This window comes from Corynebacterium sp. p3-SID1194, from assembly GCF_025144155.1.
GTDB lineage: Bacteria > Actinomycetota > Actinomycetes > Mycobacteriales > Mycobacteriaceae > Corynebacterium.
The window spans coordinates 92,807-109,329 of record NZ_JALXWY010000002.1 but is presented as its reverse complement, the minus strand read 5'-3'; the positions used below and the strand labels follow the sequence as shown (position 1 = coordinate 109,329).

Here is a 16,523-nt window from a genome sequence, read left to right as displayed (position 1 = left end):
ATGACCCGCGAAAACCCCACCGCAGCTGACCAGTACGACTTCACCGACGTCGCGCCATTCGCGGCACTGCCGGACGCCCCGCAGCCGGCGCATGAGCAGCCGCGCCAGGCAGCACAGCCAGTGCAGCAAGTTCAGCCAGCGCAACCAGTGCAGCCGACGCAAGCAGAGCCGCAGACGGAAGTGATCAAGGCCCAGTCGCCGGGTCCATCCACGCCAGGATTTGCGCTTGGCGCGGCACCGGCTGCCGCAGCATCGGCAGCTGCACCGGCAGGCGGGAGCACCGCTGCGGAGGTCGGGGGAGCGACAGCACAAGCACGGTCGCAGGCCCCGCAGACACCGCAACAGCAGGAGCGCTACGAGTCGACCCCGTACGGTACGCAGCTGGGCGGGGCGACGCGCAATGAGGAGCAGCGCTACGAATCGAACCCGTACGGCGGCGGCAGCTACGAACAGCGCGCGGAGCAGCGTCCGACGGCGCTGGGCGGCGCAGGGGCTGAGCGCTCGCGTGTCCAAGACACGCCGGAGCCGCGGCGGGTTCCGCAGACGACGGCGCGTGACAGCGAGACATACGGTGAGCCTTACGGTGATGCGCAGCAACGCCAGCGGAGCGAGGCGCGCACCGGTGCGAAAGGCAAGCAGGACGGGTCCAAATCGGGTCTGGTCATACTGGCGGCGATCTGCGTCGTGCTGCTGATCATCTTCGTGCTGGGACTGCTCATCCTTCTGAACGTGGTGCCCTTCCCGGGCCTTTAATTCGTCTTGCCAGATTAAGGAGGTGCTATGGCGGACAACCAGAATTCGATCAACTACTTCGGACTCCAGGACTGGTGGGGTGGACTCACTGACATGGACCGGACGATTCTGGACGAGGTCTTCAAGCAAAAGAGCCAGCACGGCCAAAGCATCCTCAACGCGCCAGCAGAGCGGTCCATTGACGTCAGTTTCCTGTCCGATTTGCTCATTTGGGTGAGCAAGAACCCGGAGCTGCAGGGAAAAATCATCGATAAACTAATGGAGCGTTACGCGCACCTTCCCGCACCTGACCAGCTTGACGACGACGCACTGATCGACCTCCACCACGCGCAGATCCGCGTCATGAACTACTTCTACGGGCAACGCAACTACGCCTCGCACGCCCTCGACATGACGTTGCGGATCGCGCAAGACAACGTCAATATCGAAGCGCGCGTCCTGCGTGCCAAGCGCGAGCGCATCAAACGCGGCGCGTACCGCAAAGCCGGCGCGCTGGAGAAGAAAGCGGAAGAAGCAAGCAGCAAGGGGAACCTCCAGGAGGCTGCGAAACTGCAGCTCGAGGCGCGAGAAAAGCGCATCAAAGGCGCGCACGACAGCTCCGCCTACAGCGAGGAGCACCCGTGCTTCCGCCAGATGGCGATCATCGCGGAGAAGAACAACGACCTCCTGCTCGCGTACCGCATCGCACTCGACGCGCGCAGCGCAGGCTGGATCGACCGCAACGACGACTGGACGCGCCGCATCAACCGCCTCGCGCCGAAGCTCGGCAACAACGAAGACAGCGGGCCGTTCGGCGGCTACTTCGGCGCATTCAACCTCTCGGGCTTTTTCAAAAAGGAGTTCACGCCCGACGAGCAATCACGCATCATCGACGAGCTCACGGCAAAGCATCCGCTTATCGACGGCACCGCCGAGCCCGACGGCCACACCGCTCGCACCGCCCTCGCCCTGCTGGCGGAAACCGTCGCCGCAGTGCTCGGCGCCGACAACGGAGCCGTCGTCGCCCATCTGGACAACATGCAGAAGCACCTGAAGCGGTACGCGGGCGACACCGGCGGCGACGCCTGGGAGCGCCACCTCACCTTCGGCCGAAACTCGATGATTTGCTTCGCCGTTGCCCAAGGGCGCGCGAAAATTCCGTGGTCCTGGGCAAACGGCATCGACCCTATGCTCTTGATGCAGTGGTACACCACCAGCGCCCTGGCCTTCGAAAGCGCCGCGCGCAATGATTTCGACGAGAGCCACTCCGGCAACGCCGACACCGTGCCCACCCACCCCGCGCGCAGTGCCATCCTCTTCCTCACAGAAGCGTTGGGGAACGACGGGGAGATCGAACCCATCGCCGCCGAATCGCGTGACGACGGCTGGGCCGGCCCCTGGGACGCCGTCATCGCCCGGCACCGCTCCTAACCCACGCTGGGGCAACGGAGCTCCGCGCTATGGCGAGGCGCGATTTGCTTTTGCCTGTCTTCAGCGTGTAATTTCTCTACCGATTCCGCCCCGCGTGCCGGGGTAGGGAAACCATTGAACTCCACGCACCCTCCAGGGCAGCGAAGGTGAGTTCATGTGAAAACGGCAGGGCCCCGAAGAAGAGCCCCCATTTTTGCATGTTTGACCACCTTTTCGGTCCAGGGGAGTGCGACCCCCGAACAAGAAAGAGTTGGTATGCCAACTATCCAGCAGCTGGTCCGCAAGGGCCGTCACGACAAAAGCAAGAAGGTGGCGACTGCTGCGCTGAAGGGCTCCCCGCAGCGCCGCGGCGTGTGCACCCGCGTGTACACCACCACCCCGAAGAAGCCGAACTCTGCTCTCCGTAAGGTCGCGCGTGTCCGCCTGACCTCCGGCATCGAGGTCTCCGCCTACATTCCGGGCGAAGGCCACAACCTCCAGGAGCACTCCATGGTCCTCGTCCGCGGCGGCCGTGTGAGGGACCTCCCGGGTGTTCGCTACAAGATCATCCGCGGCGCACTGGATACCCAGGGCGTCAAGGACCGCAAGCAGGCTCGCTCCCGTTACGGCGCGAAGAAGGGACAGTAAAGAACAATGCGTAAGCAGCAAGCTCCGAAGCGTCCCGTTGTCAAGGACCCGGTTTACGAATCCGAGCTGGTCACCCAGCTGATCAACAAGATCCTCCAGGACGGCAAGAAGTCCACCGCACAGCGCATCGTCTACGGCGCGCTCGAGATGTGCCGCGAGAAGACCGGCACCGACCCGGTCGGCACCCTCGAGAAGGCACTGGGCAACATCCGCCCGGACCTCGAGGTCCGCTCCCGCCGCGTCGGCGGTGCGACCTACCAGGTCCCGGTTGAGGTCCGTCCGGGCCGCTCCACCACCCTCGCCCTCCGTTGGATGGTGACCTTCACCCGCCAGCGCCGCGAGAACTCTATGACCGAGCGCCTCGCCAACGAGATCCTGGACGCATCCAACGGTCTCGGCGCATCCGTGAAGCGCCGCGAGGACACCCACAAGATGGCAGAGGCAAACCGCGCCTTCGCCCACTACCGCTGGTAGTTCCCCGCTGCAACGTACCCGGCGGGGGTGTTCTTTGGTTGCCCCGCCGGATACTGGCACGAAGTTTCAAAGACTTCGTAATGCCAGATCAGCGATAAAGTGGCAGAATCGACCAAGGAAAATATCCGCCAAGGCGTCTTCGGCCGCCCCGTGAAAAACGGGGGATACGGCTAATGGGCGTCGACGACAAACGAGTTGGGGTACACAACGTGGCACAAGAAGTGCTTAAGGATCTGAACAAGGTCCGCAACATCGGCATCATGGCCCACATCGATGCTGGTAAGACGACCACGACCGAGCGCATCCTCTTCTACACGGGTCTGAACCGCAAGGTCGGCGAGACCCACGACGGTGGCGCAACCACCGACTGGATGGAGCAGGAGAAGGAACGCGGCATCACCATTACGTCCGCTGCCGTGACGTGCTTCTGGAACAACAACCAGATCAACATCATCGACACCCCGGGTCACGTGGACTTCACCGTTGAGGTGGAGCGTTCGCTGCGCGTCCTCGACGGCGCTGTCGCCGTCTTCGACGGCAAGGAAGGCGTTGAGCCGCAGTCCGAGCAGGTGTGGCGCCAGGCCGCGAAGTACGACGTTCCGCGTATCTGCTTCGTCAACAAGATGGACAAGCTCGGTGCGGACTTCTACTACACCGTGCAGACCATCGTGGATCGCCTCGGTGCGAAGCCGTTGGTCATGCAGCTCCCGATCGGCGCCGAGGACGACTTCGACGGCGTCGTCGACCTGCTGCAGATGAAGGCCATCACCTGGCGTGGCAAGGTCGAAATCGGCGCTGAGCCGACCATCGAGGAGATCCCGGCTGACCTCCAGGAGAAGGCGGAGGAGTACCGCGAGAAGCTGCTCGAGACCGTCGCTGAATCCGACGAAGAGCTCATGGAGAAGTACTTCGGCGGCGAAGAGCTGACCATCGACGAGATCAAGGGCGCCATCCGCAAGATGACGGTCGACTCGGAGATCTACCCGGTCTACTGCGGTACCGCATACCGCAACAAGGGCGTTCAGCCGCTTCTTGACGCTGTCGTCGACTTCCTTCCGAGCCCGTTGGACATCGGCGAGGTTCACGGCACCGCCATGGACTCCGACGAGCCCATGACCCGTAAGCCGTCCGTCGAGGAGCCGTTCTCCGCACTGGCGTTCAAGATCGCTGTGCACCCGTTCTTCGGCAAGCTCACCTACGTGCGCGTCTACTCCGGCCAGGCAATCCCGGGCGAGCAGATGCTCAACTCCACGAAGAACAAGAAGGAGCGCGTGGGCAAGCTCTTCCAGATGCACGCGAACAAGGAGAACCCGGTCGAGCACGCCGACGCCGGCAATATCTACGCGTTCATCGGTCTGAAGGAGGCCACCACCGGTGACACCCTCTGCAACCCGGACCACCCGATCATCCTGGAGTCCATGGACTTCCCGGACCCGGTGATCCAGGTCGCCATCGAGCCGAAGACCAAGGCTGACCAGGAGAAGCTCGGCACTGCCATCCAGAAGCTCGCTGAAGAGGACCCGACCTTCACCGTCAAGCTCGACGAAGAGTCCGGCCAGACCGTCATCGGCGGCATGGGCGAGCTCCACCTCGACGTCCTCGTCGACCGCATGAAGCGCGAGTTCAAGGTCGAGGCGAACATCGGTTCCCCGCAGGTGGCGTACCGCGAGACCATCCGCAAGAAGGTCGAGTCCCTCGACTACACCCACAAGAAGCAGACCGGTGGTTCCGGTCAGTTCGCGAAGGTCATCGTCACCGTCGAGCCGTACGAGCCGGACCCGGAGACCCTGGAAGAGGGCGAGTCCGCAACCTACAAGTTCGAGAACGCCGTCACCGGTGGCCGCGTCCCGAAGGAGTACATCCCGTCCGTCGACGCTGGTATCCAGGACGCAATGCAGTACGGCTTCCTCGCCGGCTACCCGCTGGTCAACATCAAGGCCACCCTCGAGGACGGCGCCTACCACGACGTCGACTCCTCCGAGATGGCGTTCAAGCTGGCAGGTTCCCAGGTGCTCAAGGAAGCCGTCGCTAAGGCGAAGCCGGTTCTGCTCGAGCCGATGATGGCCGTCGAGGTCGTCACCCCCGAGGAGTACATGGGCACCGTCAACGGTGACATCAGCTCCCGCCGTGGCCAGGTCTACTCCATGGAGGACCGCTCCGGCGCCAAGGTCGTCAAGGCAAAGGTCCCGCTTTCCGAGATGTTCGGCTACATCGGTGACCTCCGTTCCTCGACCGCGGGCCGCGCGAACTTCACCATGGTGTTCGACTCCTACGCCGAGGTCCCGAGCAGCATCGCTCAGGAGATCATCGACGAGCGCAACGGCAACGCCTAAAACGCGATGCCAACGGTGCTCCCCTAGAACCCTCCGTGCCACTAGGGGAGTGCGGGCGCCGCGGTAGCGGTCGAGCTGAGAGCCTCACCAAGTGAGACTTTGAGCCGGCCGTTACCACTAGGTGGGTCCACGCCACGTGGGTCGCCCGAAAGGCCATGAGGGAGGGCCTGAAAGCCTCCCCACCATGGTTTGAAAAACGGCGTTAACAAATCTAGGATCATGTAACTGGCACATTGTGAAATGGCCATTGTTTCCATGCCCGACGCACCGGTAAACCACCCCCCGAAGGTGGGACACGGTGGACCGCGTGCTAGGAAATGAAAGCAAGGCAGAAGTAAATCCACGTGGCTGCGAGAGTCGTAGTCACATGCACGTCCAGGAGGACAAACAGTGGCAAAGGAAAAGTTCGAGCGCTCTAAGCCGCACGTGAACATCGGCACCATCGGTCACGTCGACCACGGCAAGACCACCACCACCGCCGCTATCACGAAGGTGCTGGCTGACCAGTACCCGGAGGAGAACAAGGCTTTCGCTTTCGACTCGATCGATAAGGCTCCGGAGGAGCGCGAGCGCGGCATTACCATCAACATCTCCCACGTGGAGTACAACACCCCGAAGCGCCACTACGCTCACGTCGACGCCCCGGGCCACGCCGACTACATCAAGAACATGATTACCGGTGCTGCTCAGATGGACGGCGCGATCCTCGTGGTTGCTGCTACCGACGGCCCGATGCCGCAGACCCGCGAGCACGTGCTGCTCGCCCGCCAGGTCGGCGTTCCGTACATCCTCGTTGCACTGAACAAGTGCGACATGGTCGATGACGAAGAGATCATCGAGCTCGTCGAGATGGAGATCCGCGAAATGCTCGCAGAGCAGGACTACGACGAGGAAGCTCCGATCGTCCACATCTCCGCTCTGAAGGCTCTCGAGGGCGACGAGAAGTGGGTCCAGTCCGTCGTGGACCTCATGCAGGCTTGCGACGACTCCATTCCGGATCCGGAGCGCGAGACCGACAAGCCGTTCCTGATGCCGGTCGAGGACATCTTCACCATTTCCGGTCGCGGTACCGTTGTTACCGGCCGTGTCGAGCGTGGTGTCCTGAACCTCAACGACGAGGTCGAGATCATCGGTATCCGCGAGAAGGCCCAGAAGACCACCGTCACCTCCATCGAGATGTTCAACAAGCTTCTCGACACCGCTGAGGCTGGCGACAACGCCGCTCTGCTGCTCCGTGGTCTCAAGCGTGAGGACGTCGAGCGCGGCCAGGTCATCATCGCACCGGGCGCTTACACCCCGCACACCAAGTTCGAGGGTTCCGTCTACGTCCTGTCTAAGGACGAGGGCGGTCGCCACACCCCGTTCTTCGACAACTACCGTCCGCAGTTCTACTTCCGCACCACCGACGTGACCGGTGTTGTGAAGCTGCCGGAGGGCACCGAGATGGTCATGCCGGGCGACAACGTCGACATGACCGTCGAGCTCATCCAGCCGGTCGCTATGGACGAGGGCCTGCGCTTCGCTATCCGCGAGGGCTCCCGCACCGTCGGCGCTGGCCGCGTCACCAAGATCCTGGACTAGTCCTCGACTAGCTTCCTAGATCAGCCGCACCTCCTCTACGAGGTGCGGCTTTTTTATTTTGTTGGCAGGAGTTTCAACGCCCAGAGATCTAAAGTCGTGTGGCATGACGCAACTGCCGTTTGACCCTGTCGCCATAGAAGTTTCCGCAGATGCCCGGCCACGGCTAGCTGAGATAGCGCTCCGCCGACGCAACCTGCTCCATGTTGTGCCGGGGTCTTCATCTCCGGACCAGGTTCACACTTGCCTATACGAGCTAGCGTTACTCGGGTACCGGGTCGAGGACGAGGATGTCGACGCATTGGCGGCGGCAGACCCCCAATCGCTGCGCGATGTGGTCGCTGCAGCAAAGGAGATCACCGGTCAGAGGGCCAAGAAGACGACGCTGCACCCCGACTTCAGGGCAACCGTTCCAGGATTGTCCGACGATAAGTTGATGCTCTCCGCCGTGTTGCATTACGTCTACGGCTCCGCCGGCTACCAATGGTTGCCACCTCGCCCGCCCGCGGAGGTGATGCAACGAGAACCTCTGCAGGTGCGCACGTTGCGTCCGGTGCGGACAGGGAACGGGGCGGACATTGCGTCGATAAGCGAAGCGCTCGTTGCGTCCTCCCAGCCGTATTCTGACGTCGATGCGGCGGATGTGCGCACCTTGAGCCCATTCGTGCCCGCAGCCGTTGACGTGCCCATCCGCGAAAACCTAGCTTTTCTCGCGGCGATCCGGGCTGGCGGCCACGACTGGACACCGTTTCTGAAAACACCAACGGATGTCCTCCGCCTCGCCAGCGAGTTAAGCGGTGGGTCGCGCAGCCTCGGGGAGAACACCCGGTTCCGCCTCCGTCGGGCAGACCGCCGCCGCGTCATGGCGGCTTTGGAGGATGTGCTGCAGCGGGGTGAATGGACTGAGCACCTCCACGACGTGCAGCGGAACATAGAGCGGTGGAAGCGACTGTTTCGCGCCCTGCACCCCCAGGAATACCGGTGGGCGGAGCGAACGAACGCTATGCGCGACCTCGTCCACGGCAACGGCATCGATATCGGCCCAGCGCGCGAACACCGCATTGAGCAGCTTGTCGCCGCAGGCGATATCGATGCGCTGCTCCCGCTGCTCGCGGAGAATCCCGGCGATTTCGCTCGCCGCCTTCACGCTCTCGTACGGCATCTCCCACAACACCGGAACGCTATCGTCCAGGCGTTCCGAGCAATTGCCCCACAAGTGGCGCCTCGTGTGCTCGTGCAGATGTGGAATTTCTTCAACTCGGAACGCATGCAAACCATGCCCTACCGCGTCGTTCTGCCGCGCCGGGCCGGAAGTGGCACGTCATTCATCCTGAACACGCTATCCCTGGACGAGGATTACAGCGATATCGTCGCCGCGGTGGAATACGGGCTGTCCGGGCGCCTTGCCGGAAGATCCTTCTTCTTCGACGAACCGTTCCCCTTCGCCTCCCAACGCCTGGCTATCCCGTTGGGTCTGCGCAGCGCGTCGAGCGGCACCCGGACAGCGGGCCGCGGCAGCCGTATCGCGCTCGGGGATAACCGCTACATGCGCTTCTTCCTGCATTGGCGCAATAAGCCGGAACGGTCCGTCGACCTCGATTTGACGGCGTATTTCGCCAGCGAAGACGGGAAGAAAGAACGCCATATTTCGTACACATACCTTCGCGACGAAGAGACGGGAGCGTTTCATTCCGGTGATCTGACATCCGCGCCGAACGGGGCCGCAGAGTACATCCAGCTGGACATCGAGGCTACGAAAGCCGCAGGCTACCGCTATCTCGTACTCCTTGGGTATGCGTATTCGGGTGGGCCTTTCGACACGGTCCCCGAGGCCCAGATCGGTGTCATGACAAACAGGACCATCTCGGCGGGGGAGGACTTCGAAGCCAGCGAGGTGATCGCGCGGATCGACTTGACAGCAAAGTCGAACTACGCCACGGTCGCCGTCATCGACCTGGAGCGCCGCGAGCTCGTGTGGGTGGACTGGAACACCAAAGTGCACGCGAACGCGCCGATCAACACCGAAACCACACGAACGGAAACGCAGGTCTTGCTCGACAACGTGCGGGGCAATGCCACGATGAGTATCGCCACCTATATTCGACTTGCAGGCGGAACGCTTCTCAGCGAACCAGCCGACCCTTCCCACACCCTCGACCCATTCCACACCGAAGAAGTTCTGAAACTCTTGAGCTAGAATCAGTGGCAGCACTCCGGCCATGAGTGGGCATCCTCCACCTTTCTTGAGATTGCTCTCAAATACCGCACACTCGCCATCCGGGTGCTTTCATTTTGCACTTTGCAGGTTGTGGCGTTTACCCGCGCTGCAATTGCCACTAGGTTTTCGGCTTCGCGTTGATCCACGATCCGGTGACGGATCCGTCGGCGTGCACAGCGCCGCTCCACGAGTAGTGGCGGGGCCACCGTGTGAGAAACGGGATTGCAGGTGGGGTTCCCGGGCGTAGTTGGTGGTGCCGTCGCTGAGACAGTATGCGACGCGCACTCCGCACGCGCCAGCGTTGTCGCGCACGTATTGCGCTTCTAGGAGGGTAACGGGTGAGCCTTCAGCAAAGTCGCAGGGCGCGAGGCGAAGCAGGGACGTATCGACGTCGAGCGCTACTGGCCACATGCCTTGATTTTATCGTTTGCGACCCGCGTAAGCTGGGCAATGTGCATGACCCCGCTCGTATACCGCGTGTTCTCGATCAGCTTCGCCGAACGTGGGAGGGACAGCCGGATTTACCGTTGGCGACGCTCTTCGGCATCTTGGCCAACCGCGGCGCGGGCTGGGGCACGACGGACGAGGAACTCGAGCAATTGCTTATCGACGAATCCTTCGCCCACCCCTCCGACCTTCCCCGCGCCCAGGATGGACGCGTGTCAGACGATGTGCTGGTAGAGACTGCCTCTCCCGCGCACCGTGTCACGCTGACTGCGGCCGGGGATGTCGTGGTGCGCTCTCTTGGGGATCGTGACCGTCAGCCGAGCGTGTGGCAGTACGACTCGGTTCGCCCGACGGGGCCCGGACAGATGCTCACGATCGCAGACAGCGAAGGCGTGGAGCATCGCCTGGGAGTGGTGGCGCTGATTTCCCGCATTGATAGCAGCGTCACCGGCTCCGACACCGGCACTGGCACTGGCACTGGCACTGGCACTGGCAGCGGGCAGGACACCCCAGCCGCAACCAGCATCGACGGCCTGGCGCGCGACACGATCGGCAACGCCGTGTGGCTCGTGCTCCTCGAAGACGGGGCGCGGATGCTGATTACGCAGCGGCTGCACCTCTGGCAGGTCGACAGGCGTGCAGTGACGAAAACAACGCACGCCTGGAACCAGGTCGTGCGTTGTCGTATGGGAGAGAATTTCGTCTACGAGACCGCGGGTGGGGAAGCAGTGGCGCTGGGGGAGGTAGTCAAGCTCCTGCTCGTGGAGAGCTAAGCAGCGACCTTGTCGAGGTGCAGCTTGAACACCGTGTCGATGTCCATCGTGTCGACCGCGTCGCGGAAGTCCGCGTCGATCGCTTCGACGAACGACACGACGGTCTCCAGGTCGTAATCCGGGTTGGCGGTGACGGTGAATGTGGCGGTCGGACGGTCGCCGACGTAGGCGACAGACTGCTTCGCCTGCTTCACGATCTCAGAGCGCTCCGCATGGTTGCACGCCGCCTGCGCAACACGCGCGACGTTGACGCGGGTATCGCCCAGATCCAACGCCGCGGTGCCGATGAATCGGTTGCTGAACCCGCGGTTGCGGATATTCGGCATGATCATCCACAGGCCGAGAATGATCGCACCGATCATCGTGCCCACGAGCGCTACCGTGTACCAGTTCATGCCGGGCACGTCAGTGAGCAGCGAGCGGTTGATGCCGCGCACGAACTCGGAGACATAGGGGATATCCCAGTACAGCGCGGCTGGAATGAGTCCGCCAGCGAGCAGGAGCAGGCCGAGCAGGAAGATGATCAGCCGGTCGAAGAATGCCAGTGTGCGTGTCATGCCAGCTCCTTCGTTTGGGTTGGGCGGTGAACGTTGACGCGGACTTGCGGCGTCTGCGCGAGGCGCTGCATTTCGCCGCCGAGGACGTCGTTGAGGCGGTGGTCGAGATCGGCTGAGCCGTCGTCTTCAACGTCGACGGTGAGCTTTTTGCGCGTGGCGCGGGACGCGATATTGGCGCGGCCGAGCTCGTTGCGCGCCGACGCGGTGGCCTTGCGTGCGACGTCGACGGGGCGCATCCAGATAGAGGAGGCAGAGTCGACGCGTACGTAGCGGCGCGGGCGCGGCTTCAACGCGGCGATGATCAGCCAGAGGCCGACGAGAGCGACGACGATGCCGACTGCGACGCCGACCGGGTTCACGGCTGCGGTGCCGAACCACTCGAGCACGGGGCGCACCCAGGAGTTCTGCGGATCGTTTTCTTGGTAGCGGTACCACAGGTCGCGCCCGATGACGCCGGAGAGGGCGAGCAGCACCAATCCGAGGAGGATGGTGAGCCACCGGACCGACGGGTTGCCTTTGGGCTCGGCGCCAGAGCGTGGGCCGGTGAATTCGTGGGTGGGGCGGGTCACGGTCGCTGCACCTCCTTGTCGGGGCGGATTCGCACGGTTTGCGTGGAGTTGCCGATGGGCTTTTCGAGGGCGTCGTCGTCAGCCCGGTCCGGGTTGATGGTGATCTCATCGAGCGGGCGCTGCGGAGGCAGCTGCGGGCTCACGACGTCTAGGCGCGGAACGGTGATCGCGCGGAGCGGTTCGGGCATTGGCTTGACGACGTCCACATGGTGCGGCCTCCGCACCTCGATCTGCGTCAGCGGGCGCTGCGCCGGCAGTGACACCGGAGTGAGCTGCGACGGGCGTGCGACTTCGACAAGACGTAGTGGTGTGGGTGCGGGTCGCTCCGCGGGAATGCGGGGCGCAATGCGGTTCACGTCGATCGTGCGCAGCGGCGCCGGGGCAGGTGCGCTCACGTGGCGTGGGCGCGTCTGCTTTTCGACGCCGACCGCGCGCAGCGGTGCCGGATCCGGACGCTCCGGAGAAACGGGGCGGACCGGTTCGGGGGTTTCCACTGTCGTCACGCGACGTGGCTCCGGTGCTTGAACCGGCTGCGGGTGCGGCGGGAGCGGTGCGGTGATGTGGCGGATCTGCATCGGGTCCGGGGTATGGACCGGGGTCAGCTGGTTGTAGGTCGAGTCGTCGACGACGATGTCGGCGAGCCTGACCGGTGCTTTCACCTGCGGCGAGAAGACCTTCGACCTGGCGACGCGAATCGTGGCGGGCGCGATGCCCGTCGGGTGGTGCAGCAGGTCGTTGCGGGTCACGCGCTGGCCCAGCGCCATGGATTCGGCGTCCACGACGACGATGTTGACCTTCTGAACAGCAAGTCCCGTCAACGTCTCCACGTGGGAGCCGATGGTCTCGCGGACCTCGTCGGTGATCGCACCGACGGGGGCGGGGTAGGAGCTGACGATCTCGACGTCGAGGATCACGGAGCCCCCAGGCCTGTCGATCTGGGCGTTCACGCGCGGGAAGCTGCGGCCAGCCAGGCCAGCGAGCTTCGCGTCGATGGCCCGGACACCCGGGACCGTCAGTACGGCGACTTCGCCGATCCGCTGGACGGTTTTTTCGCTAATGCGGTACGCGGCTGGATCCATTACCCACGACCCCGCCCGGAGGTGGTGCTGACGAGTTCAGCCAGGTCGATGCGGCCCTCCAGCTGCGCGCCGACGACGCCGCCGATGGCGCCGAACAGGAGCGTGAAGAAGAACCCGAGCCAGCCTCCGAAGATCAGAGCGAACGCCAGAACGATACCGATGACGGCACCGAGGACGGTCTTGTTAGAGAAAATGTTCATGTGTATTCCACATTTCTTGTGCGTTGTTGATTACGCGGTTGTTCGCGCGGTTCTTTACGCAGCGTCATCGAAAACGACGTCGATGCGCGGATCGGCGTCCATGTCCGCGAAGACGGGCAGGGACGTTACCGCCGTGCGGACATCAGTCACGATCGCGGGGATCTGGCGGCGGGAGGACAGGTCGTAGGTGAGGTGCAGGGCGAGGTGGGGGACGCTGTCGTCGATAAGCTGAATGCCTTCGATCATCGCGCCGCTGACCCGCAGGAACGCTTGCCCCATGCGGCCGCCGGACACTCCCGCCACACCGTCGACTGACAACGCCGCGTCGCGGATGGTTTCCGCGACTTCCTGGGTGACGGAGAATGCGGCCATTCTTACTGGTCCAGAGCCTGCTGGTTGGACTGGGTGGTCTGCTCAGTCTCGGTAGCTTCCTCCGGCAGGTTCACGTCGTGGACGGTGACATCGACGCGGTCGACGATCAGGCCGGTCATGCGGGTGATCGCGATGGTGATGTTCTCGCGGATAGCGTTAGCCAGCTCGTGGATCGCGACACCGTACTCAGCGATGACAGCGACAGCGACGTTCGCGTGGCCGTTCTCCACAGCGACATTGACGCCCTGCTGAACATTGGTGGAAGAGGTCAGAGACTCACGCACAGCACCCCACATGCGGGCAGCGCCGCCACCCAGGTTGTGCACGCCGGAGACCTCGCGGGCAGCGATGCCGGCGATCTTGCCCACGACGTTGTCATCGATGACGGTGGTGCCGTGCTCGGTCTCAAGAACCTCGTTGCGCGGCTGTGCCTGAGCCTCCGGGGTGGTGGAGCCGCCGGTTGCCGGAGTGTTCGGGGTGTTCTCGTTGTTGTCAGCCATGACAATCCTTTCAGGAAGTTTTTATCGTGTGGTGTCTGCGCCGGTGAGACATACCGACGTAACACCAGCCCATCGTATGTGTAAAACTCCGGTCCGGCCACGCAGGAGCGGAAATGACACCATTTTGAGACTATTTGCCTTTTCGGCGACCAGTGTGTTTGAATACCTGGGTTGCTTTAACACGGCGCATAAGCGCTGCTGGTAAGGCGAACATGACACCTTTGCACGATGAGCATCATGCTTATCGACGAAGGACCTGCGATCGAGCACAGGCCACCACCTGAGTAGGCACTCTCGAGACCGGGGACCGGAGAAGGGGCATGGCAAATAAACAGCGGCAGTACGTAAGGGCCACGTGAGTGTGGTCGTCGATAGGCGATCATGCTTTATGAAACCCCTTCCGAGCCTGACGATGGGGATCTCATCCCAGCGGAAGCACTGAACATGCGCTGTTTAGGCGCGTGCGCACCTTCCGCCGATTGTCATGGCAGTCATTCGTTTGAACAGACACTGGCGTTGGCGCCGGCCCCAAACCGGACAACGTTATAGAGAAACTGAAAGCTATCAATCCCACCTCTTTTGTGGCGAGCGCGAGCAAGACACAGAACGTGGGAAGCGAGGAAGAGGTTAACGTGGCGGGACAGAAGATCCGCATTCGGCTCAAGGCCTACGACCACGAAGCGATCGACGCATCTGCGAAGAAGATCGTTGAGACGGTCACCCGCACGGGTGCCCGCGTCGTCGGACCGGTGCCGTTGCCCACTGAAAAGAACGTGTACGCCGTTATTCGTTCTCCCCACAAGTACAAGGACTCGCGCGAGCACTTCGAGATGCGCACCCACAAGCGCCTCATCGACATCCTCGACCCGACGCCGAAGACGGTTGATGCCCTCATGCGCATCGACCTCCCCGCGAGCGTTGACGTGAACATCCAGTAGGGAGAACAAGACATATGACTAACGAGATCAAGGGCATTCTGGGCCGCAAGCTCGGTATGACCCAGATCTTCGACGAGGAGAACCGAGTCATTCCGGTCACCGTCGTCGAGGCTGGGCCGTGCGTTGTCACCCAGATCCGCACTGAAGAGACCGATGGCTACTCCGCCATCCAGATCGCCTACGGCGAAATCGATCCCCGTAAGGCAAAGAAGCCTCAGGCAGGCCACTACAAGAAGGCCGGCCAGAACCCGCGCCGCCACGTGGCAGAGATCCGCATGGACGACACCTCTGCTTACGAGCTCGGCCAGGAAGTGACCGTCAATATCTTCGAGGATGACACCTTCGTCGACGTTGCCGGCACCACCAAGGGCAAGGGCTACGCAGGTGCCATGAAGCGTCACGGCTTCGCAGGCCAGGGTGCCGCTCACGGTAACCAGGCTTCGCACCGCCGCGTCGGCTCCATCGGTGGCTGCGCCACCCCGGGCCGCGTGTTCAAGGGCACCCGCATGGCTGGCCGCATGGGCGGCAACCGTGTGACCACCCAGAACCTCAAGATTCAAAGGATCGACGGCGACTCCAACCTGCTCCTCATCAAGGGTGCTATCCCGGGTGCTAAGGGCAGCCTCGTCACCGTCAAGACCGCAGTGAAGGGCGGTGCTCACGCATGACACTGACACTCGATGTCCACACCGCTGACGGAGCCACCAAGGGTTCCGTCGAGCTCCCGGCTGAATTCTTCGACCGTGAGGCATCCGTTCCGCTGATGCACCAGGTCGTCATCGCGCAGCTTGCTGCTAAGCGTCAGGGCACCCACGCCACGAAGACTCGTGGCATGGTCGCCGGCGGTGGCAAGAAGCCGTTCCGCCAGAAGGGCACCGGCCGCGCCCGTCAGGGTTCGATCCGTGCTCCGCACTTCACTGGTGGTGGCACCGTCCACGGTCCGCAGCCGCGTTCCTACGCGCAGCGCACCCCGAAGAAGATGATCAAGGCCGCTCTCGCCGGCGCCCTGACCAACCGCGCTCAGAACGACCGCATCCACGTGGTCGAGGAGCTCGTCCCTGGCCAGACCCCGTCGACGAAGTCCGCACGCGCCTTCATCGAGCGCCTGACCGACCGCAAGTCGGTGCTGCTGGTCATCGGCCGCGAGGACGCTAACTCCCGTCTTTCCGCACGGAACCTGCCGGGCGTCACCATCCTCGAGCCGGGTCAGCTGAACGCATACGACGTGCTCAACGCCGACGATGTCGTCTTCTCTGTCGAGGCTCTGCACGACTTCGTCAACCGCGCCAACGCCGCAACCACTGAAGCCTCCGGCTCCACCGTGGTCGCAGCTGCTGAAAGCGAGGAGAACTAATGGCTAAGACCGCTAACTCGCGCGACATCATCATCGCCCCGGTCGTCTCCGAGAAGACCTACGCGCTGATGGAGCAGAACACCTACACGTTCTACGTCAACCCGAACGCGAACAAGACCCAGATCAAGATTGCCGTGGAGGACATCTTCGGCGTGAAGGTCGCTTCCGTGAACACCGTTAACCGTGAGGGCAAGCGCAAGCGCTCCCGCACCGGTTGGGGCAAGCGGAAGGACACCAAGCGCGCGTATGTCACCCTCCGCGAGGGCAGCGACTCCATCGACATTTTTGGCGGCGTCGCCTAACGGCTCCGCACCAAAAAGAGTTCGAGCAGAAAAGGAACC

Annotated in this window: 18 protein-coding genes; 12 read left to right on the top strand and 6 right to left on the bottom strand. The window is 63.0% G+C overall.

The window, feature by feature from the left end; genetic code table 11:
* The 8 genes from M3G19_RS02715 (at position 1) to M3G19_RS02680 (ending at position 10,613) form a co-directional block, all read left to right on the top strand.
* Positions 1–753 (top strand): hypothetical protein, encoded by a 753-nt coding sequence (locus M3G19_RS02715; protein ID WP_259900323.1) that lies wholly within the window; start codon positions 1–3, stop codon positions 751–753.
* A 27-nt stretch (positions 754–780) separates the two neighbouring features.
* Complete coding sequence (locus M3G19_RS02710; RefSeq protein ID WP_259900322.1) at positions 781–2,163, top strand: hypothetical protein; 1,383 nt, start codon at positions 781–783, stop codon at positions 2,161–2,163.
* Positions 2,164–2,418: 255 nt separating this feature from the next.
* Positions 2,419–2,790, top strand: a complete 372-nt coding sequence (rpsL, locus tag M3G19_RS02705; protein ID WP_259900321.1) for a 30S ribosomal protein S12 — start codon at positions 2,419–2,421, stop codon at positions 2,788–2,790.
* A gap of 6 nt (positions 2,791–2,796) precedes the next feature.
* Positions 2,797–3,264: a 30S ribosomal protein S7 gene (rpsG, locus tag M3G19_RS02700; protein ID WP_259900320.1), complete on the top strand. Its 468-nt coding sequence runs from the start codon at positions 2,797–2,799 to the stop codon at positions 3,262–3,264.
* 209 nt (positions 3,265–3,473) lie between these two features.
* Positions 3,474–5,597 carry an elongation factor G gene (gene fusA, locus M3G19_RS02695; protein ID WP_259900319.1) on the top strand — a complete coding sequence of 708 codons (2,124 nt, stop codon included), beginning with the start codon at positions 3,474–3,476 and terminating at the stop codon, positions 5,595–5,597.
* A 390-nt stretch (positions 5,598–5,987) separates the two neighbouring features.
* Positions 5,988–7,178 carry an elongation factor Tu gene (gene tuf / locus M3G19_RS02690; RefSeq protein ID WP_259900318.1) on the top strand — a complete coding sequence of 397 codons (1,191 nt, stop codon included), beginning with the start codon at positions 5,988–5,990 and terminating at the stop codon, positions 7,176–7,178.
* A gap of 103 nt (positions 7,179–7,281) precedes the next feature.
* Positions 7,282–9,372 (top strand): TerD family protein, encoded by a 2,091-nt coding sequence (locus M3G19_RS02685; protein WP_259900317.1) that lies wholly within the window; start codon positions 7,282–7,284, stop codon positions 9,370–9,372.
* Positions 9,373–9,845: 473 nt separating this feature from the next.
* Positions 9,846–10,613 (top strand): hypothetical protein, encoded by a 768-nt coding sequence (locus M3G19_RS02680; protein WP_259900316.1) that lies wholly within the window; start codon positions 9,846–9,848, stop codon positions 10,611–10,613.
* On the opposite strand, the gene M3G19_RS02675 is transcribed toward M3G19_RS02680, so the two are convergent.
* Genes M3G19_RS02675 through M3G19_RS02650 form a run of 6 tightly spaced genes read right to left on the bottom strand, consistent with a single transcriptional unit; the run spans position 10,610 to position 13,890 of the window.
* Positions 10,610–11,170 (bottom strand): hypothetical protein, encoded by a 561-nt coding sequence (locus tag M3G19_RS02675; RefSeq protein ID WP_259900315.1) that lies wholly within the window; start codon positions 11,168–11,170, stop codon positions 10,610–10,612. The genes M3G19_RS02680 and M3G19_RS02675 overlap by 4 nt on opposite strands.
* The gene (locus M3G19_RS02670) at positions 11,167–11,739 is read right to left on the bottom strand and encodes a DUF6286 domain-containing protein (RefSeq protein ID WP_259900314.1); all 573 of its coding nucleotides are present in this window, start codon (positions 11,737–11,739) and stop codon (positions 11,167–11,169) included. The genes M3G19_RS02675 and M3G19_RS02670 overlap by 4 nt, the downstream gene beginning before the upstream one ends.
* The gene (locus M3G19_RS02665; RefSeq protein WP_259900313.1) at positions 11,736–12,818 is read right to left on the bottom strand and encodes an Asp23/Gls24 family envelope stress response protein; all 1,083 of its coding nucleotides are present in this window, start codon (positions 12,816–12,818) and stop codon (positions 11,736–11,738) included. The genes M3G19_RS02670 and M3G19_RS02665 overlap by 4 nt, the downstream gene beginning before the upstream one ends.
* On the bottom strand, positions 12,818–13,018 hold the full coding sequence (locus M3G19_RS02660) for a hypothetical protein (protein ID WP_259900312.1): 201 nt from the start codon (positions 13,016–13,018) through the stop codon (positions 12,818–12,820). The genes M3G19_RS02665 and M3G19_RS02660 overlap by 1 nt, the downstream gene beginning before the upstream one ends.
* Before the next feature lie 54 nt (positions 13,019–13,072).
* Entirely contained in the window at positions 13,073–13,390 is a 318-nt protein-coding gene (locus M3G19_RS02655; RefSeq protein ID WP_210574955.1) for a hypothetical protein, read from the bottom strand.
* Between the two features lie 2 nt (positions 13,391–13,392).
* Positions 13,393–13,890 (bottom strand): Asp23/Gls24 family envelope stress response protein, encoded by a 498-nt coding sequence (locus M3G19_RS02650; protein ID WP_259900311.1) that lies wholly within the window; start codon positions 13,888–13,890, stop codon positions 13,393–13,395.
* Between the two features lie 632 nt (positions 13,891–14,522).
* On the opposite strand from M3G19_RS02650, the gene rpsJ reads away from it, so the two are divergent.
* From rpsJ to rplW, 4 genes are read left to right on the top strand one after another with little or no spacing between them, the layout of a single operon-like run.
* Positions 14,523–14,828 carry a 30S ribosomal protein S10 gene (rpsJ, locus tag M3G19_RS02645; RefSeq protein ID WP_003848085.1) on the top strand — a complete coding sequence of 102 codons (306 nt, stop codon included), beginning with the start codon at positions 14,523–14,525 and terminating at the stop codon, positions 14,826–14,828.
* Positions 14,829–14,842: 14 nt separating this feature from the next.
* Entirely contained in the window at positions 14,843–15,496 is a 654-nt protein-coding gene (rplC, locus tag M3G19_RS02640) for a 50S ribosomal protein L3 (protein WP_259900310.1), read from the top strand.
* On the top strand, positions 15,493–16,182 hold the full coding sequence (rplD, locus tag M3G19_RS02635; protein ID WP_210574962.1) for a 50S ribosomal protein L4: 690 nt from the start codon (positions 15,493–15,495) through the stop codon (positions 16,180–16,182). Before rplC ends, rplD begins: the two co-directional genes overlap by 4 nt.
* A complete protein-coding gene (gene rplW / locus M3G19_RS02630; RefSeq protein ID WP_210574964.1) occupies positions 16,182–16,484 on the top strand; it encodes a 50S ribosomal protein L23 in 303 nt (100 codons plus the stop codon). Before rplD ends, rplW begins: the two co-directional genes overlap by 1 nt.
* The last annotated feature ends 39 nt before the right edge of the window (positions 16,485–16,523 follow it).